We start from the raw sequence: 16562 nt of genomic DNA on the forward strand, positions 1-16562 counted from the left end.
CTTTAATATTATTTATCCTACTGAACCTTCTAAGCTTATTTCTAATAGTTTTTGTGCTTCAACTGCAAATTCCATTGGTAGTTTGTTAAGCACTTCTTTACTAAAGCCATTTACAATTAATGCAATTGCTTTTTCAGTATCAATTCCGCGTTGGTTGCAATAGAAAATTTGGTCTTCTCCAATTTTACTTGTTGTTGCTTCGTGCTCAATGGTGGCACTTTTATTTTTAGCTTCTATATATGGAAACGTGTGTGCACCACATTCATTACCCATTAATAAACTATCACATTGTGAAAAATTTCGAGCATTTTCGGCACGTGGATTAATTTGTACAAGTCCTCGATATGAGTTTTGAGATTTTCCGGCCGAAATTCCTTTAGAGATAATTGTTGATTTTGTGTTTTTACCTAAGTGAATCATTTTAGTACCAGTATCGGCTTGCTGATAATTATTAGTCACAGCAATAGAATAAAATTCTCCAACTGAATTATCGCCTTTTAATACACAGCTTGGATATTTCCACGTTACGGCAGAACCTGTTTCTACTTGTGTCCAAGAAATTTTTGCATTTTTCTCGCAAAGCCCTCTCTTGGTTACAAAATTGTAAACACCACCTTTACCTTCTGCATTTCCAGGAAACCAGTTTTGAACTGTAGAGTATTTAATTTCTGCATCGTCTAATGCAATGAGTTCTACCACAGCTGCATGCAATTGATTTTCGTCTCTACTTGGTGCTGTACAACCTTCTAGGTAAGAGACATAACTGCCTTCATCTGCAATAACAAGTGTTCTTTCAAATTGACCTGTACCAGCTTGGTTAATTCTAAAGTATGTAGATAATTCCATTGGGCATTTTACACCTTTTGGAATGTAACAGAAAGAACCATCACTAAATACAGCCGAATTTAAGGCAGCATAGAAATTATCTTTTTGAGGTACAACGGTACCAAGATGTTTTCTAACCAACTCAGGATGTTCTTTTATTGCTTCAGAGATACTCATAAAAATGATCCCCTTTTCTCCTAATGTTTTTTTAAATGTTGTTGCTACAGAAACGGAATCCACCACAATATCCATAGCAATATTGTTCATCTTTTTTTGTTCATCTATAGAAATTCCAAGCTTTTTATACATGGCTAAAAGGTCGGGATCTACATCGTCTAGTGTTTTATTGGGATCTACTGCTACTGGAGCAGAATAATAGGCTATAGATTGAAAGTCTGGCTTCTGGTAATGAACGTTAGCCCATTCTGGCTCGTCCATTTCTTTCCATACTTTAAAAGCTTCTAGTCGCCATTCGGTCATCCACTCTGGTTCATCTTTCTTTTTAGAAATGGCACGAACAATATCTTCATTTAAACCAATAGGGAATGTTTCAGATTCAATATCTGTAAAAAAACCATATTCGTATTCTTTGGTTTTTAATTCTTCTCTAAGATCGTCTTCAGTATATTTTGACATAAAATTGATATAATGTTGAAACGATAAATAGTTACAAAGTTACATGAGGTACTTTATTTGTATTTATCATTTTCGATATAGCGTTTAAATTTAATTATTTAGAGTGAAAATGACTCTCCACAACCACACGTACGATTTGCATTTGGGTTGTTAAAAACGAACCCTGTTCCGTTTAATCCTCCTGAATATTCTAGCGTTGTGCCTATTAGGTAAAGAAAACTTTTTTTGTCTACAATGATTTTAATACCATTGTCTTCAAATACTTTATCTTCTTCTGCTTGTGATTTATCAAATTTTAAATCGTAAGATAAACCAGAGCAACCACCACTTTTTACACCTACTCTAACAAAGTCAGTGCTTGGGTTATAGCCATCATCGGTCATCAATTCCATGACTTTCTTTTTTGCGTGATCAGAGACTTTAATCATATTGTTTATTAGATGAGTTCTAAATAGATTGCAAATATACAATATAACAAAGGTTAAACCATAGGCACTAACATTATATTAGTATATGATTTAATAAGATTTGCCTATACTAGTGTAATGAGTAATTTAGGATTAAGAGGAAACCTTTGATTTGGTGACTCGTTTTGTAAGCCTATATAATTCTTGAAGTGTATCTTTCAGTTGCGTGTTGTTTACGGTGTTATTTTCAAAATTTCCTTGAGAATCGGTAATAACAACAGCGTCACAATGCGTACAAGTGAGTTCTATGGAGTAGTCTATGTTTGTTTTAGATCTCACATAATTGTGCCCAAAAACTGCACAGGGTAAAAGGTCTGTTGAGGTAGGTTTCATGATAATATAAAATAACTTGGGATTAGCAATTTAAAAAATGAATTTTAAAATAAGTTAAAATACTGTATTTTTCGATGAAATGCACGCTGTGGGTTCGGTTTGTTCGGAAAGCAGCAAAGAATTTATGATGAAAATAATGCATAAAGTCCAATCCATGCAACCGTTTAAGTGTGTTTTATAAAAGTGTTTGATACGTGAGTCAATTGTGAAATTGGTTTATAAATGTGGTTTGCGTTATAAATTTTGTTATTAATGCGTTAGTATTAAAAAAAAGCATAATATTTTTGCACCATGATTGAAGATAAAAACCCAAAGCGAACGCCATTAAGTGAATTAGGAGAATTTAAACTCATTGAACATTTAACGGACCATTTTAAAATAACTCAAAAATCTACTGTTAAAGCCATTGGCGATGATGCTGCAGTTTTAAATTTTGGTAAAAGTCAAATTGTGGTTTCTACAGATTTATTGGTAGAGGGTGTGCATTTTGATTTAAGTTATGCGCCGTTAAAACATTTAGGGTATAAAGCTATTGTTGTTAACTTATCAGATATATATGCGATGAATGCTGTAGCTACGCAGGTTACAGTATCTATTGCTGTTTCTAATCGTTTTCCATTAGAAGCTCTAGAGGAATTGTATGCTGGTATTACCACTGCGGCAAAAGTATATAATGTAGATGTTGTTGGTGGTGACACGACCTCTTCAACGTCTGGTTTAATAATTTCTGTAACTGCTATTGGTAAGGTTGAAAAAGGAAAAGAAGTGTTAAGATCTGGTGCACAGCCAAATGATTTGTTGGTTGTGACAGGTGATGTTGGTGGTGCTTTTATGGGATTACAAGTGTTAGAACGCGAAAAAGAGGTGTTTAAAGTTAATCCTAATAATCAACCTGATTTATCAATGTATGCCTATATCATTGAGCGACAATTAAAGCCTGAAGCACGAAAGGATATTGTTGAATTGTTAAAAGAACTAGAGGTAAAACCTACGAGTATGATAGATGTTAGTGACGGCATATCATCTGAGATAATACACTTATGTAAGCAAAGTAAAGTTGGCGCTGATGTGTATGAAAATAAAATTCCTTTAGATCCTCAAGTCATTTCAACTTGCGAAGAATTTAATGTAGATAGTACAACTATTGCCTTAAATGGTGGTGAAGATTATGAGTTGTTAATGACTGTTTCTCAAGCAGATTATCCAAAAATAAAAGGGAATCCAAACTTAACAGTTATCGGTTATATTACCGAGAAAGATCGCGGTATGCATTTAGTGACTCGAGCAGAAGAAAAAATACCTATTATTGCTAAAGGTTGGAATGCTCTTAAAAATCAATCATAAAAAGTTTACGTCCTTTTTCTAAACGCTTGTTGTGAACTCTGTGTAACACAGCATTAATTTCTTTGAATTTTGGTGTTAACGGAATAAAATGGCCATTGCCATCTATAGTCATTTCAGATTTACAATTTTTACATTTGTATTCTTTGACATGGTAAGTAACATTTTTGGAGACTTTATAGTCGTGACCAAATAATGAGCAATAAACGTGTTTCATTAATTTCTAGTTCTAGAGGGATTTATACATAATGAGGGCTAGAAATATATGAAATTAAGTTGTCAATAAGTTGTTAACATTTAATAAATCGACGAACTGATTAATTTTTGCTGTAAACGCATCATTCTATTGTTGTAAATACGTTCTAAAGCCAAATTGATCTCCTGACGCTTTGCTGTTAATTCTGTTAATTTACCATTACTACTTGTAGTAAGCTGTTTTTTGCAGCAACTGCATGTGTATTCTTTTACGTGGTTGGTTACTTTTTTGGTCAATTTATAGTTATGACCAAATAAATCGCAATATAATTTTGTAGGTTTCATAATAAATTGTTTACAAATTCTTTTTTAATTGGGATTGTAAACTTATGAAAATAGTAATGCCAAAACGTTAAAAGGAATTATTTTTCGACAAAACGCAACAAAATGTCAGATAATTCTGATTTATTTTCAATATGACTCATGTGTCCTTCGGAAAGTTCTTCACAACTAATATCGGTATTGGCAATTGTAGTTTTTATTTTTTCGACATTAATTAATGGATCTTTTCGACCTATAATGATTAGTTTTTTTGCTTTTAATGTTTTAAAGACGTGAAAATAGTTAGGCCTTATTTTCATGCCTTCAGAAGCAGCAATATAACCTTGAACCGTAGTTTTTAGCGCAATATTTAGTGCGTTTTCGTATGCGGATTGATAGTTCACTTTACTTTCTTTAGAAAACAAATTAGCAAAAGACATACTTACCAGGTTATTAAAATTGGTTTTTGCCATTTCGTTGGCTCTTGTTCTAATTGCCTTTTTGTCTTCGTCATCTGCTTCAAAAGTAGAATTCATTAAGCAAAGACCCATAAATAATTCTGGCTTCATTTTGGCCATAGCTAAGGCTACATAGCCACCCATTGAGTGACCAATAACGTGAGACTTTTTAACGTTGAGATGGTCTAAAACGGCAAATGTAGCTTCTGCCATAGCGTCCATACTATGGATATAGCCTAGGCAATTGGTTTTACCATGACCTAGTAAATCTACACAAATGACTTGGTTAGATTTAGATAATATCAGTGCCAAATCATTCCACATGTCTAGTGTTTCTAAAAATCCATGTAGTAATACTATGGTTTTTCCCTTTCCAGAAACGGTGTAGTTTATAGTGCTATTCTTGTAATTTAGTATCATTTGGCAAAGATAAATTATGCAATTGTTTTCTGTATTAAAATTGCCATATAACATTTTACTATCTTTGAAAATAATCACAATAAATGAAAAAGTCAATGGTGTTAAAACGTCTTTTAGTCGCAGTTTTATATGCTTCAACCTTATTTTTAAATGCTCAAATTGAAGAGCAGCAGTTAGATAAACTTATAGCCGAAACATTAACAACGTTTGATGTGCCTGGTATTTCCGTTGGTGTATTTAAAGATGGAAAAGTGGTGTACTCAAAAGGACATGGTGTACGTTCCTTAACCAATAAAAAGGATATGAACGATAAAACCTTAGTTGGAGTTGCATCTAACAGTAAAGGTTTTACGTGCTTTGCTTTAGCAATGTTAATTGATGAAGGAAAACTAAATTGGGATGATAAGGTTAGAAAACATATACCAGAATTTCAATTACACGATGCTTGGGTGACGGAAAATTTTACGGTTAGAGATTTGGTAACACATAGAAGCGGAATGGGTTTAGGTGCTGGCGATTTAATGTTTTTTCCGGAAGGCAGTGATTTTAAAGTTGAAGACATTATTAATAATGTAAAACACTTAGAGCCTGAAACCTCATTTAGAAGCAAATTTGCATACAATAACAATATGTTCATTATTGCAGGCGAAGTTCTTAAACGTGTAAGTGGTTTGTCTTGGGAAGAATTTATAGAGACAAAAATCATGAAACCGGTTGGGATGATAAGCAGTAAAGCATCTTACAACAGGGTTACAGATAAATCTAATATTATTGATGCGCACACTATGGCAGAAGGAAAGGTTGTACAAATTCCGCATGATTGGAGTGAAACCGCTAATGCTGCAGGTGGTATAGTAAGCAACGTGCCAGACATGTTAACTTGGGCAGAATTTTTAATGAATGACGCAGTTACCAAAAACGGAGAGCGTTTGTTAAGTGAGCAACAGTTTCATCAACTATGGCAATTACAAACACCATTAAATGTGTATCCTAACGATTCTTATAATTCTAATTTTAAAGGTTATGGACTAGGTTGGTTTTTAACTGATGTAAAAGGCGGACACAAACAAGTGTATCATACAGGTGGTTTGTTAGGTACCGTAACTCAGTTTACCATGATTCCAGATTTAGATTTAGGGATTGTAGTATTAACCAATCAAATGAATGGTTCTGCGTTTAATACCATAACAAATACAATTAAGGATGCGTATTTAGGTTATGAAAACCGAAATTGGTTGGAGAAATACGGAAAACGAAATGCAGATTATATAAAATATAATGATAGTTTAAAAGCTGATGTTTACACTAAAATAGATAAAGCGCAAAAACTTAAAACCTTACCAAAACCAGAACATATAGTTGGTACATATACAGATGATTGGTTTGGAGATGTGATAATTTCGCACGAAGCAAAAAAAGGCTATACTATAAAGAGTAAGCGTTCATCGAGATTGTTTGGCCAATTATTACCATTAAATGCGACAACTTTTGTTGCGAAATGGAACGATAGAAGTTATGATGCAGACGTGTATGTTAAGTTTACGTTCAATGAAAATGAAGAAGCTGTTTCTGCGACTATGAAATACATTGCACCAATTACAGATTTTAGCTTCGATTTTGAAGATTTAAAACTCAAGAAGACCAAATAGTGGATATAAAACGCAAAGAATTATTAGTCACTAGCTTTGGATTATTTTCCTTGTTTTTTGGTGCAGGTAATTTATTAATTCCGCCATTATTAGGTTATAAAGCTGGTAGTGATTGGTTTTTGATTATTATAGGTTTTATGATTACTGCAGTAGTTATTCCTATTTTCGGCATACTAGCACATGCCAGACTTCAAGGAACGTTGTTTGATTTCGGGAAAAAAGTATCGCCTACGTTTAGTTTAATTTATTGTATTTTAATTTATGTGATTGCTGTGGCCATTCCGTCGCCAAGAACAGCGGCTGCGACTCATGAGATTGCGGTTTTTCCGGCTTTTGGGACAAGTCCGTTGTTAACTAGTGCCATCTATTTTTCCTTAGTATTAGTATTTGTGCTTAATCGTTCTAAAATATTAAATCTTATCGGAAAATTTCTAACGCCATTTATCGTCATTATGTTAATGGCTGTTATTAGTATTGCCTTATTTTCTTCAGAATTTAATACAGGAATTTCACAATTTGAAACACCAATTGTTACTGGAATATTAGAAGGGTATCAAACCTTTGATGCTATTGGTGCAGTCGTTGTTGGTGCTGTTATCATTGTATCTTTAAATTTTGATAATATGGCTGTTGAAGCCTATGAGTTTAAACGTACACTAATTAGAAAATCTGGTATTATCGCAGGTTTAGGGCTCTTTATGATTTATGCTGGATTAATTGCTATTGGTGCTTATTACAGTTCAGATATTACGGTTAACGGAGAATTGAGTAATGATATGCAACGTGCAAACTTATTGCGCGCTATTAGTATTTCGTCTTTGGGTAAATTTGGGAATACGGTTTTAAGCATTCTTATTTCTTTGGCGTGTTTTACAACAGCTATTGGTATTGTTGCAGGTACAGCAGATTATTTTAAAGGTTTGCTTAACGACTCTAAGTTGGTGTATATTATCACTGCGATATTAGCATGTGTTTTGGGTGTTGGTGTTGGTCAATTAAATTTTAATTCTATAATTGTTGTGGCTGTACCAGTTTTGTTACTAATCTATCCTATTACTATAGTCTTAATTTTATTGAATGTGTTACCTCAAAAATTAGCAACATCTTTAGTCTTTAGAGTTGTAGTGGGCATTACATTTTTGTTTAGTATTCCAGATGTAGTCGGTTTTATGAGCCCTTCAGAAGGATTAAAATCAATAACCAGCTATATTCCTTTTGCAAACTATAGTTTAGGATGGGTTTTACCTGCTGTAATGTCGTTTTTAGCAACCGCTATTATTCAGAATAATAAATTTTTTAAAAGATAATTTGTTATATAATTAACATTTTGTGTAAAAAGCAACTATTTTTTTAATTTTTATGTTTATTACAAATGTCGACTTTACATTTGTCCTCTAAAAATTTAAAAAGTTATGTTAGTATATAAGTTTGGAGGTACTTCTGTGGGTTCGGTAGAGAACATGAATCATGTAAAAGATATCATTGGTACTAATGGCAAAAAAATTGTGGTGCTATCTGCAATGTCTGGTACGACTAATGCTTTGGTCGGAATTTCCGATTTAATAAAAGAAGGGAATACTGAGTTAGCCCAAAAACAGATTATAGAATTACACGACACCTATAAAGAAACCGTTTCTCGTTTAATACAAGATAATGGTTTACAAAAAGATGTTATTGATTATGTCAATTCTATTTTTGTGACTTTATTAGATAATGCGGCTGAGTCGCATTCCGAATTACTTCATAATTCAATCGTAGCCAATGGAGAATTGCTTTCAACCTATATGTTCAGTAAGTTGTTGCAACAACATGGTGTGAGTGCTGGGCTTTTACCTGCTTTAGAATTTATGAGAATTGATAGAGCAAATGAGCCTGATAATTTCTACATCAAACAGAATTTAGAACGTTTAATGGAAGACCAAAATGAAGCTGATGTTTATATCACACAAGGTTTTATTTGTCTAGATGTTGATGGAAATATTGCAAATTTACAACGTGGTGGCAGTGATTATACAGCAACTATTATTGGTGCTGCAGTTGAAGCTGAAGAAGTTCAAATATGGACAGATATTGATGGTTTTCATAACAATGACCCTCGTTTTGTAAATGATACTAAAGCATTGTCGCATTTATCTTATGACGAAGCCGCTGAGTTGGCATATTTTGGCGCTAAGATTCTGCATCCACAAACTGTAATGCCTGTTTGTAATTTAGATATTCCTTTGCGATTAAAAAATACAATGGCACCAAACGCACATGGTACCTTAATAACGAATCAAATTCATGGCGAAGGCATAAAAGCTATTGCAGCAAAAGACGGAATTACAGCAATAAAAATTAAGTCGGTACGTATGTTATTGGCACACGGATTTTTAAAGAAAGTTTTTGAAATTTTTGAGAAATACGAAACGTCTATAGATATGATTACCACTTCTGAAATTGCAGTGTCGTTGACTATTGATAACACAACCCATTTAGAAGCTATAACAGAAGAACTAGAGAAATTTGCAACGGTTGAAGTTGACGATTTTATGAGTATTGTCTGTTTAGTTGGAAATCATATCATTTATCATCCGGATACACCTGAACTTTTTCAAGTACTCCAAGATGTTAATGTGCGTATGATCGCGTATGGTGGAAGTAATAACAACATTTCATTGTTAGTCAATACTAGTGATAAGTTAGAAACCTTGCAGAAGTTACAACGTTACGTTTTTGAGTCTACCACAGTAGAGTTATAAATAAAAAAAAGGCGCTTTTTAAAAAGCGCCTTTTTTTGTTATTAATTCGAATTAAGCATTCATCAAATCCTCAATTTCTTCTGCTTCAATAGGAATATTTCCCATTAAATTAAATGGTTCGCCTTTTTCTTGTACAACCACATCATCTTCTAAACGAATACCAAAACCTTCATCAGGAATATAAATGCCAGGTTCTACCGTAAATACCATATTGGCTTTAATAGGCTCATGTAGTAAACCATAATCGTGTGTATCTAAACCAATATGATGACTTGTACCATGCATAAAATATTTTTTATAAGCTGGCCATTTTGGGTCTTCATTTTGTACATCTGCTTTGTCTAATAAGCCAAGGTTTAATAATTGGTCTGTCATAATCTTACCAACTTCTACGTGATATGCTTTCCACAACGTACCAGGCACTAATAATTTTGTAGCCTCTTTTTTAACATGATTTACAGCATTATAAACCGCTTTTTGTCGGTCTGTAAATTTTCCTGAAACTGGAATCGTTCGCGATAAATCACTCTTGTAATTGGCATATTCTGCAGCAATATCAAATAAGATTAAATCGCCAGCTTTACATTCTTGGTTATTTTCAATATAATGTAAAACGTTAGCGTTATTACCACTTGCAATAATTGGTGTGTATGCAAATCCTTTAGAACGATTTCTAACAAATTCATGTAATAATTCAGCTTCAATTTCATATTCCCAAACACCAGGTTTTACAAATGGTAAAATTCTTCTAAAACCTTTTTCAGTGATATTACAAGCGTGTTGCATTAAATCTATTTCAATCTGGTCTTTTACAGAACGTAAACGTTGTAAAATGGGATTGCTTTTTGCTACACTATGCGCAGGATATTTAGCCAATAACCATTTTGTAAAACGGTCTTCTCTAGTTTCAGTTTGTACATTAGCTCTGTAATGTTCGTTAGTGTTGATGTAGAATGTATCGCAATAGGTAGAAAGTTCAGCGATTGTTTTTTCTAAATCCTGTAGCCATAAAACCGTCTTAATTCCACTAGTTTTAAAAGCAGCTTCTTTAGTTAATTTTTCGCCTTCCCAAATAGCGATATGTTCATTAGTTTCTCTTACAAATAAAACTTCTTTAAAATCTTCGTTTGGGCAATCTGGAAACAACACCAAAACACTTTCCTCTTGGTCAACACCACTGAGGTAAAAAATATCTCTGTGCTGCTCAAAAGGCATGGTGCTGTCTGCACTAATGGGATAAATATCGTTAGAATTAAATACAGCTAAGCTATTAGGCTTCATTTGAGAAGCAAAGTTTTTACGGTTTTTTATAAAGAGTTTTGAGTCTATTAAATCGTATTTCATCAGAAAAATTTATTTTCAGTTCCCGAGAAATCGGGAATCTCATTGTATTTCCCAAAAATAAACAAACAAAACCGCAAGGAAAAACGCAACGCTAGAATCTGTTAAAATTTATGAGACTTTTATCAATGTTCGTTTTGAAATGCTTAATTTCATAGAATTAAAAATCCAACCACAATAATTATGTCCAAATTCCTCTCGTTTGCCTTACTTTTAAGTTCTTTTTTTGTTTTTTCTCAGCAACCTGCTACTTCTTCAGAAACCATTAAAGATGCTTTAATTGAAAAGCAAAAAATGCAAGAAACATCTTTAGTGAAAAATGTACCTTTTCAAAATATTGGACCAACAGTTATGAGTGGTCGTGTGGTAGATGTAGACGTCAATCCGGATGAACCTTCAGAATTTTATGTTGGTTATGCATCAGGTGGTGTGTGGCATACTACAAATAATGGCACAACGTTTACGCCTATTTTAGACAGTTCAGATACTCAGAATGTTGGTGATATTGCAGTAGATTGGAAAAACAGAACCATTTGGGTTGGTACAGGAGAAAATAATAGCTCAAGGTCTAGTTATGCAGGTATTGGTATTTTAAAATCATCGGATAATGGAGCAACTTGGCAACATGTTGGTTTAGAAGACTCACATCATATTGGACGCATTCTTATTAATCCTAAAAATCCTGATGAAGTAATTGTTGGTGTTACTGGTCATTTATATTCTAAAAATGAAGAACGTGGTATTTACAAAACTACAAATGGTGGACAAAACTGGACTAAAACTTTGTTTGTAGATAACATGAGTGGGATTATTGACGTGCAATATGCGCCAGATAATTTTAATATCATGTTCGCGTCTTCTTGGACAAGAGATAGAAAAGCATGGAATTTTACAGGAAACGGAAATAATTCAGCGATTTATAAAAGTACAGATGCAGGCGATACTTGGACAAAAGTTTCCACAAAAGACAGTGGGTTTCCAGCAGGAGAAGGTGTAGGTAGAATAGGTATTGCTGTTTATGACGAGAATACTATTTATACGATTCATGATAGTCAGTTTCATAGAAAAGCGCAATCTAAAAAGCGTAAATCTTCAGGATTAACAAAAGAAGATTTTAAAACTATGAGTGTTGATGCTTTTATGAATCTTGACGACAAAAAACTAAATGCCTATTTAAAAACAAATGGATTTCAAGAAAAATACAGAGCATCAAATGTAAAACAACTCGTTAGTAGCGGAAGTGTAAAGCCTATTGATTTGGCGCATTATTTAGAAGATGCTAACGCTTTGCTGTTTGATACACCAGTAATTGGTGCTGAGGTTTATAAAAGTACAGATGGTGGAAAATCTTGGAAAAAAACGCATAATGATTTTATAGATGGTTTATACTATAGTTACGGTTATTATTTTGGAGAAATCAGAGTAGATCCACAAGATGAAAATGGCATTTACATTATGGGAGTTCCTATTTTAAAATCTAAAGATGGTGGAAAATCATTTACATCCATTAGCAAAGAAAATGTACATGCAGATCATCAGGCACTTTGGGTAAATCCCAAAAAACAAGGTCATTTAATTGACGGTAATGATGGTGGACTTAACATGAGTTATGACGATGGCGAAAATTGGATTAAACTAAATTCGCCAAGCGTTGGTCAGTTTTATGCCATTAATGTAGATCATGAAAAACCCTATAATGTCTATGGTGGCCTGCAAGATAATGGTGTTTGGTTTGGTGCAAATAATGCAAAGGAAGATAAGAGTTGGCATCAAAGTGGTCAATATCCATGGGAAAGTATAATGGGAGGCGATGGTATGCAAATTCAAATTGATAACAGAGATTCTAATATTGTCTATACAGGTTACCAGTTTGGAAACTATTTTAGAATTAATCGTGAAACAGGTGAGCGCAAATATATTCAGCCGAAACATACTTTGGGAGAAACGCCTTATAGATTTAATTGGCAAACACCAATATTGTTGTCACCACATAATCAAGATATTTTATACTTAGGAGGTAATAAACTAATGCGTTCTATGAATAAAGGTGATGATTTTGAAGCTATAAGTAACGATTTAACTAATGGCGGAAAAAAGGGAAATGTAGCTTATGGTACTTTAACAACAATTAGCGAGAGTCCTTTTCAATTTGGTCTAATTTATACAGGAAGCGATGATGGTGTTATTAGTGTCACAAAAGATGCAGGCGGAAGCTGGACAACAATTTCAAATAATCTACCAAAAGATTTATGGGTCAGTCGAGTGGTTGCCTCTCAGCATAAAAAAGAACGTGTTTATGTTACATTAAATGGCTACCGTTGGGATGATTTTAGTGTGTATATTTATGTCAGTGAAGATTATGGACAAACGTGGACGCGAATAAGTAGTAATATCCCAACGTCTTCTGTGAATGTTATTAAAGAAGATTCTGAAATTGAAAACATATTATATGTAGGTACAGATAATGGTGCGTATGTTTCATTTAATAAAGGAATGGTATGGGAAGTGTTTTCAAACGGCATACCAAATGTTGCGGTTCATGACATTGTAATTCAGTCAACGGCAAAGGATTTACTTCTAGGCACACATGGACGAAGTATTTATAAAACCAATATAGAAGCGCTTCAAACATTAAATACTACGAGTACTCAAGATCAAATTACATTTATGAAAATGCCACCAATAAAATATTCTAGACGATGGGGAAGTTCTTGGAGTTCTTGGTATGATGTATTTGAGCCTAAAACTACAGTAACATTTTTTAGTGATATTACCGGAGAAAAAACATTAAAAATACTATCTCAAAACGGAGCAGTTTTAAATACAATAGATGTGGATGTCCTCAAGGGGTTTAACTATGTAGAATACAATTTAGAGTTAACAGAGAAAGGAAAGAAGGCTATGATTAAGGCAGATAGCAGTCTACACTTTAAGGAAACAGGAAATAAAAAGTACTATTTACCAAAAGGTGACTATGAGATTCAGCTCGGAAAGGCAAAAACCAAATTAAAAATTGATTAATTAGGTATCTAGATTAAATTGATTCTAAATAATTTAATTATCTGTCTGTGCAGTTGCCTAAAAGGCAATTGCACTGTATCTTTGTTAGACTAAAATAAATTAGAACTACAATGAGCGGAATTCTAAATTCTTCGATTGGAAGAAAGTTTGCCATGGCACTTTCGGCACTCTTCCTAATGATTTTCTTATTACAACATTTTGCAATTAACTTATTATCTGTATTTAGCGCAGATACTTTTAATGAAGTATCGCATTTTATGGGTACGTTTTGGGCGGTTCAATATGTGATGCAACCCGTATTAATTTTTGGAGTTATTTTCCATTTTGTAATGGGATTTGTACTAGAGCTGAAAAATAATAAAGCGAGACAAGTGAGTTATGCAAAAAATAATGGTGCTGCAAACTCGTCTTGGATGAGTAGAAACATGATCTGGAGCGGTTTAGCAATATTGGCTTTTATCGTTTTACACTTTATTGATTTTTGGATTCCAGAAATAAATACAAAATATATTGTTGGTGATATGTCGGGCTTACACAATGGTGAGTTTAGATATTTTCATGAGTTAGTAGAAAAATTTCATAGTCCACTTAGAGTAGGTGCTTATGTTATAGCATTTATCTTTCTAGCCTTGCACTTATTACATGGTTTTAATTCTGCATTTCAATCTGTAGGAGCAAATAATAAGTATACAAAAGGAATGAAAACTTTCAGTAAAGTTTATGCTATAGGAATACCGTTAGGTTTCATCTTTATTGCATTATTTCATCATTTAACAGGACACTAAAAAATTGCTTTTATGGCTTTAGATTCAAAAATACCAAAAGGTCCAATTAAAGATAAATGGACGGACTATAAAAATCATATAGACTTAGTAAACCCAGCAAACAAGCGTAATATAGATGTTATTATTGTGGGTACCGGTTTAGCAGGTGGATCTGCTGCTGCAACATTAGCAGAACTAGGTTATAATGTAAAAGCGTTTTGCTTTCAAGATTCACCAAGACGTGCACACTCTATTGCGGCACAAGGCGGAATTAACGCAGCTAAGAATTACCAAGGTGATGGCGATTCTACCTATAGATTATTTTATGATACTGTAAAAGGTGGAGATTATCGTTCTCGTGAAGCTAATGTTTATCGTTTAGCTGAGGTATCTGCAAATATTATTGACCAATGTGTGGCGCAAGGTGTTCCTTTTGCTCGTGAATATGGTGGATTATTAGACAACCGTTCTTTTGGTGGTGTACTGGTATCAAGAACGTTTTATGCTGCAGGTCAAACAGGACAACAACTATTGTTAGGCGCTTATTCTGCTATGAACCGTCAAATTGGTCGTGGTAAAATTAAAATGTACAACCGTCACGAAATGTTAGACGTTGTAAAAGTCGATGGAAAAGCGCGAGGCATTATAACACGTAACTTAATAACTGGTGAAATAGAAAGACACTCAGCTCATGCTGTTGTTTTAGGAACAGGTGGTTATGGTAATGTGTTTTTCTTATCAACTAATGCGATGGGAAGTAATGTAACCGCAGCATGGAAAGCACACAAACGTGGAGCTTACTTTGCTAACCCTTGTTACACTCAAATTCACCCTACATGTATACCAGTTTCTGGAGATCATCAGTCTAAATTAACTTTGATGTCGGAGTCATTACGTAACGATGGACGTATTTGGGTACCTAAAAAGATGGAAGACGTTGAGGCCATCAGAAATAAAACATTAAAACCAAAAGATATCGCTGAAGAGGATAGAGATTATTATCTAGAGCGTCGTTATCCTGCATTTGGTAATTTAGTACCTAGAGATGTTGCGTCTCGTGCAGCAAAAGAACGATGTGATGCAGGTTTTGGTGTAAATGCAACAGGTGAGGCTGTATTTTTAGATTTTGCTTCTGCAATAACACGATACGGAAAAGAACAAGCGCACGTAAAAGGACTAAATGAAAATGACGCTGCTTTAGTTAAGAAGTTAGGGCAAGAAGTTGTTAAAAATAAATATGGAAACTTATTCCAAATGTATGAGAAGATTGTAGATCAAGATCCATACAACACACCAATGATGATTTATCCTGCAGTACACTACACCATGGGAGGTGTTTGGGTAGATTATAACCTAATGACTACTGTGCCAGGACTGTACTGTATTGGTGAAGCTAATTTCTCAGATCATGGTGCTAACAGATTAGGAGCTTCTGCATTAATGCAAGGTTTAGCAGATGGCTATTTTGTATTGCCTTATACAATTGGTGATTATTTGTCTAATGATATACGTACTGGACCTATTTCTACAGAAACAAAAGAGTTTGAAGACGCAGAGAATGAAGTTAGAGAGAAATTAAATTTCTTTGTTACAAATGAAGGCCAACATTCTGTAGATTATTTCCATAAGAAATTAGGAAAAATAATGTGGAACAAAGTAGGTATGTCCCGTAATGTAAAAGGATTAACTGAAGCTATAGCCGAAATCAAAGAGCTAAGAGCGCAATTCTGGAAAGATGTAAAAGTACCAGGAACTAACGAGGAATACAACGAAGAGTTGGCAAAAGCTGGTAGAGTAGCAGATTTCTTAGAATTAGGAGAATTATTTGCAAAAGATGCTTTAAACAGAGAAGAATCTTGTGGTGGACACTTTAGAGAAGACTCCGTAGAATTAGACGGAGAACAAAAAGGTGAAGCTTTACGAGACGATGAAAATTTTGCTTATGTAGCAGCTTGGGAATATAAAGGTGAACCTAGCGATGCTGTTTTGCATAAAGAGCAATTAGAGTTTAAGGATATAGAATTAAAACAAAGAAGTTACAAATAAATAG

Annotated in this window: 14 protein-coding genes; 7 read left to right on the plus strand and 7 right to left on the minus strand. The window is 33.8% G+C overall.

The window, feature by feature from the left end; all coding sequences use genetic code 11:
• Positions 1–12: 12 nt before the first annotated feature.
• The 3 genes from sufB to HNV08_RS01730 all read right to left on the minus strand — a co-directional run bounded on the left by sufB (position 13) and on the right by HNV08_RS01730 (position 2261).
• Positions 13–1461, minus strand: coding sequence for a Fe-S cluster assembly protein SufB (gene sufB / locus HNV08_RS01720; protein WP_173279381.1), 1449 nt, complete (start codon positions 1459–1461; stop codon positions 13–15).
• 98 nt (positions 1462–1559) lie between these two features.
• Entirely contained in the window at positions 1560–1889 is a 330-nt protein-coding gene (locus HNV08_RS01725; RefSeq protein ID WP_173279382.1) for a HesB/IscA family protein, read from the minus strand.
• Positions 1890–2021: 132 nt separating this feature from the next.
• Positions 2022–2261: a hypothetical protein gene (locus tag HNV08_RS01730; RefSeq protein WP_173279383.1), complete on the minus strand. Its 240-nt coding sequence runs from the start codon at positions 2259–2261 to the stop codon at positions 2022–2024.
• 291 nt (positions 2262–2552) lie between these two features.
• On the opposite strand from HNV08_RS01730, the gene thiL reads away from it, so the two are divergent.
• Positions 2553–3605 carry a thiamine-phosphate kinase gene (thiL, locus tag HNV08_RS01735; RefSeq protein ID WP_173279384.1) on the plus strand — a complete coding sequence of 351 codons (1053 nt, stop codon included), beginning with the start codon at positions 2553–2555 and terminating at the stop codon, positions 3603–3605.
• Here thiL and HNV08_RS01740 read toward each other — a convergent pair.
• From HNV08_RS01740 to HNV08_RS01750, 3 genes are all read right to left on the minus strand, one after another.
• Positions 3589–3819: a CXXC motif containing zinc binding protein gene (locus tag HNV08_RS01740; RefSeq protein ID WP_173279385.1), complete on the minus strand. Its 231-nt coding sequence runs from the start codon at positions 3817–3819 to the stop codon at positions 3589–3591. The two genes, thiL and HNV08_RS01740, sit on opposite strands and share 17 nt — an antisense overlap.
• An 80-nt stretch (positions 3820–3899) precedes the next feature.
• On the minus strand, positions 3900–4142 hold the full coding sequence (locus HNV08_RS01745; RefSeq protein WP_173279386.1) for a hypothetical protein: 243 nt from the start codon (positions 4140–4142) through the stop codon (positions 3900–3902).
• Between the two features lie 77 nt (positions 4143–4219).
• Entirely contained in the window at positions 4220–4996 is a 777-nt protein-coding gene (locus HNV08_RS01750; RefSeq protein ID WP_173279387.1) for an alpha/beta fold hydrolase, read from the minus strand.
• An 83-nt stretch (positions 4997–5079) separates the two neighbouring features.
• Here HNV08_RS01750 and HNV08_RS01755 point away from each other — a divergent pair, with 83 nt between their 5' ends.
• The 3 genes from HNV08_RS01755 (at position 5080) to HNV08_RS01765 (ending at position 9386) form a co-directional block, all read left to right on the plus strand.
• A complete protein-coding gene (locus HNV08_RS01755; protein ID WP_241697156.1) occupies positions 5080–6645 on the plus strand; it encodes a serine hydrolase in 1566 nt (521 codons plus the stop codon).
• On the plus strand, positions 6645–7952 hold the full coding sequence (locus tag HNV08_RS01760; protein ID WP_173279388.1) for a branched-chain amino acid transport system II carrier protein: 1308 nt from the start codon (positions 6645–6647) through the stop codon (positions 7950–7952). Before HNV08_RS01755 ends, HNV08_RS01760 begins: the two co-directional genes overlap by 1 nt.
• Before the next feature lie 105 nt (positions 7953–8057).
• Entirely contained in the window at positions 8058–9386 is a 1329-nt protein-coding gene (locus HNV08_RS01765; RefSeq protein ID WP_173279389.1) for an aspartate kinase, read from the plus strand.
• A 51-nt stretch (positions 9387–9437) separates the two neighbouring features.
• Here the strand turns inward: HNV08_RS01765 and HNV08_RS01770 are convergent, their stop codons facing one another.
• Positions 9438–10730, minus strand: coding sequence for an aminopeptidase P family protein (locus HNV08_RS01770; protein WP_173279390.1), 1293 nt, complete (start codon positions 10728–10730; stop codon positions 9438–9440).
• Positions 10731–10910: 180 nt separating this feature from the next.
• Here HNV08_RS01770 and HNV08_RS01775 point away from each other — a divergent pair, with 180 nt between their 5' ends.
• The 3 genes from HNV08_RS01775 to HNV08_RS01785 all read left to right on the plus strand — a co-directional run bounded on the left by HNV08_RS01775 (position 10911) and on the right by HNV08_RS01785 (position 16558).
• On the plus strand, positions 10911–13748 hold the full coding sequence (locus HNV08_RS01775; protein ID WP_173279391.1) for a WD40/YVTN/BNR-like repeat-containing protein: 2838 nt from the start codon (positions 10911–10913) through the stop codon (positions 13746–13748).
• 110 nt (positions 13749–13858) lie between these two features.
• Positions 13859–14533 (plus strand): succinate dehydrogenase cytochrome b subunit, encoded by a 675-nt coding sequence (locus HNV08_RS01780; protein ID WP_173279392.1) that lies wholly within the window; start codon positions 13859–13861, stop codon positions 14531–14533.
• A gap of 12 nt (positions 14534–14545) precedes the next feature.
• Complete coding sequence (locus HNV08_RS01785; protein ID WP_173279393.1) at positions 14546–16558, plus strand: fumarate reductase/succinate dehydrogenase flavoprotein subunit; 2013 nt, start codon at positions 14546–14548, stop codon at positions 16556–16558.
• The last annotated feature ends 4 nt before the right edge of the window (positions 16559–16562 follow it).

The organism is Winogradskyella eckloniae (genome assembly GCF_013249045.1).
Taxonomy (GTDB): domain Bacteria; phylum Bacteroidota; class Bacteroidia; order Flavobacteriales; family Flavobacteriaceae; genus Winogradskyella; species Winogradskyella eckloniae.

What these genes read in the sequence shown, in the direction of transcription:
- HNV08_RS01740 (WP_173279385.1), bottom strand. Translation starts at nt 3,819, where the DNA reads ATGAAACACGTTTATTGCTCATTATTTGGTCACGACTATAAAGTCTCC.
- HNV08_RS01775 (WP_173279391.1), top strand. Translation starts at nt 10,911, where the DNA reads ATGTCCAAATTCCTCTCGTTTGCCTTACTTTTAAGTTCTTTTTTTGTT.
- HNV08_RS01730 (WP_173279383.1), bottom strand. Translation starts at nt 2,261, where the DNA reads ATGAAACCTACCTCAACAGACCTTTTACCCTGTGCAGTTTTTGGGCAC.
- HNV08_RS01725 (WP_173279382.1), bottom strand. Translation starts at nt 1,889, where the DNA reads ATGATTAAAGTCTCTGATCACGCAAAAAAGAAAGTCATGGAATTGATG.
- HNV08_RS01765 (WP_173279389.1), top strand. Translation starts at nt 8,058, where the DNA reads ATGTTAGTATATAAGTTTGGAGGTACTTCTGTGGGTTCGGTAGAGAAC.
- HNV08_RS01745 (WP_173279386.1), bottom strand. Translation starts at nt 4,142, where the DNA reads ATGAAACCTACAAAATTATATTGCGATTTATTTGGTCATAACTATAAA.
- HNV08_RS01780 (WP_173279392.1), top strand. Translation starts at nt 13,859, where the DNA reads ATGAGCGGAATTCTAAATTCTTCGATTGGAAGAAAGTTTGCCATGGCA.
- sufB (WP_173279381.1), bottom strand. Translation starts at nt 1,461, where the DNA reads ATGTCAAAATATACTGAAGACGATCTTAGAGAAGAATTAAAAACCAAA.
- HNV08_RS01770 (WP_173279390.1), bottom strand. Translation starts at nt 10,730, where the DNA reads ATGAAATACGATTTAATAGACTCAAAACTCTTTATAAAAAACCGTAAA.
- HNV08_RS01785 (WP_173279393.1), top strand. Translation starts at nt 14,546, where the DNA reads ATGGCTTTAGATTCAAAAATACCAAAAGGTCCAATTAAAGATAAATGG.
- HNV08_RS01750 (WP_173279387.1), bottom strand. Translation starts at nt 4,996, where the DNA reads ATGATACTAAATTACAAGAATAGCACTATAAACTACACCGTTTCTGGA.
- HNV08_RS01755 (WP_241697156.1), top strand. Translation starts at nt 5,080, where the DNA reads ATGAAAAAGTCAATGGTGTTAAAACGTCTTTTAGTCGCAGTTTTATAT.
- thiL (WP_173279384.1), top strand. Translation starts at nt 2,553, where the DNA reads ATGATTGAAGATAAAAACCCAAAGCGAACGCCATTAAGTGAATTAGGA.